The organism is Rhizobium sp. P2_G2 (assembly GCF_056403555.1).
The window spans coordinates 1-1,354 of the sequence record NZ_JBFUFF010000260.1 but is presented as its reverse complement, the minus strand read 5'-3'; the positions used below and the strand labels follow the sequence as shown (position 1 = coordinate 1,354).

The 1,354-nt window shown below is 59.6% G+C and carries 2 protein-coding genes; one reads left to right on the top strand and one right to left on the bottom strand.

Features of this window, described 5'->3' with window-relative positions; translation table 11 throughout:
• A partial coding sequence (locus AC1D06_RS42620; RefSeq protein ID WP_477991612.1) for a calcium-binding protein occupies positions 1 to 1,050 on the top strand: 1,050 nt, incomplete at its 5' end.
• A 63-nt stretch (positions 1,051 to 1,113) separates the two neighbouring features.
• Here AC1D06_RS42620 and AC1D06_RS42615 read toward each other — a convergent pair.
• A partial coding sequence (locus AC1D06_RS42615; protein ID WP_477991610.1) for a glycosyltransferase occupies positions 1,114 to 1,354 on the bottom strand: 241 nt, incomplete at its 5' end.

Sequence of the window (1,354 nt, the reverse complement as noted above, 5' to 3'; positions counted from 1 at the left end):
TATGCCTTCTACGACGATAAGCCGATCCTCAGCGGTAATGTCGGCCTGGACCAAACGCCAGTCTCGGGCGGCGGCGCTACGGTTTATACGGGCACTTCGGGAAATGACTCGTTGCTTTCCAACGTCAACACTGGAAACGAAACTTATGTAGGGCTTGACGGTAACGACTTCCTGCAAGGCGGTGCCGGTGCCGATGTGCTCAACGGAGGCAATGGATCTGATACGGCGTCCTATGCCGGTTCGGTTGCGGGGGTGAATGTCAATCTCCAGACAGGCGCCGCTTCGGGCGGCTCTGCGACCGGAGACACCTTCATCAGCATAGAGAACCTGCTTGGATCCAGCTTTTCAGATACGCTGACAGGTAATTCCGGCGTCGACTTCCTGAACGGCGCTGCCGGCGCCGACACGCTGATCGGCGGAGCTGGCAATGACGGCTATTTTGTCGACAATCCCGGTGATATCGTCATCGAGGCTGCCGGCGGCGGTGATGACCACGTCTATTCGAGCGTATCCTACGCGCTGGGCGCAAATGTCGAACATTTGACGCTCACCGGTGGCGCAGACGTGAATGCCACGGGAAATGAACTCAACAACTGGATTGCCGGCAACAGCGGCGCCAACACGGTGAGCGGCGGCACAGGTGACGACACGCTCTACGGAGATGCCGGCAACGACGTGATTGACGGAGGCTCAGGCAATGATGTTATCGAAGGCCAGAGCGGCCAGGACCGTCTGACTGGCGGTGCAGGGGCCGACCGGTTCATGTTCCGGCAGAATGCCGTCACTTTCACGGGCGTTGACCATATCACCGACTTTAGCGCAGGTGACAAACTGGTGTTTGACGTCACCTCCGGCCCAACCGGCCCCTTGAATGCAAATGCGTTCAGGATCGGCACAGCGGCACTCGACGCAGATGATCGCTTCATCTACGACCAAGCCCATAATACGCTCTACTACGACAGCGATGGCAACGGGTCGGCTGCGAAGGTGCAGATCGCCGTGTTTGACAACGGTTATGCACTGACGGCGTCTGACATCCAGCTTTGGTGACAAAAGCCGGTCGCGGGTAAATCCATCGCCCGTGACCGATCCTGTGTGTAGTGCGGCTCCTCCCTACCCGGGGATGCCCTGGGCAACGGGAAGGGGTGACGACCTTTGGGCCTGTTTGATCAGGTCGGCATAGATGCAATCCATCCGATCCAGTTTTGCCGACCACAGGGCGGTTTGCCGGACATGCTCGTAGGCGGCGACACCCATCTTTCGGCGTAGCGCAGCATCCGTCGCCAGCCGGCGGATCGCCTCGGCGACATCGATTGCCAGCGCGTCGGGCGTGGTGGCGGAGAGCTTTACGGCA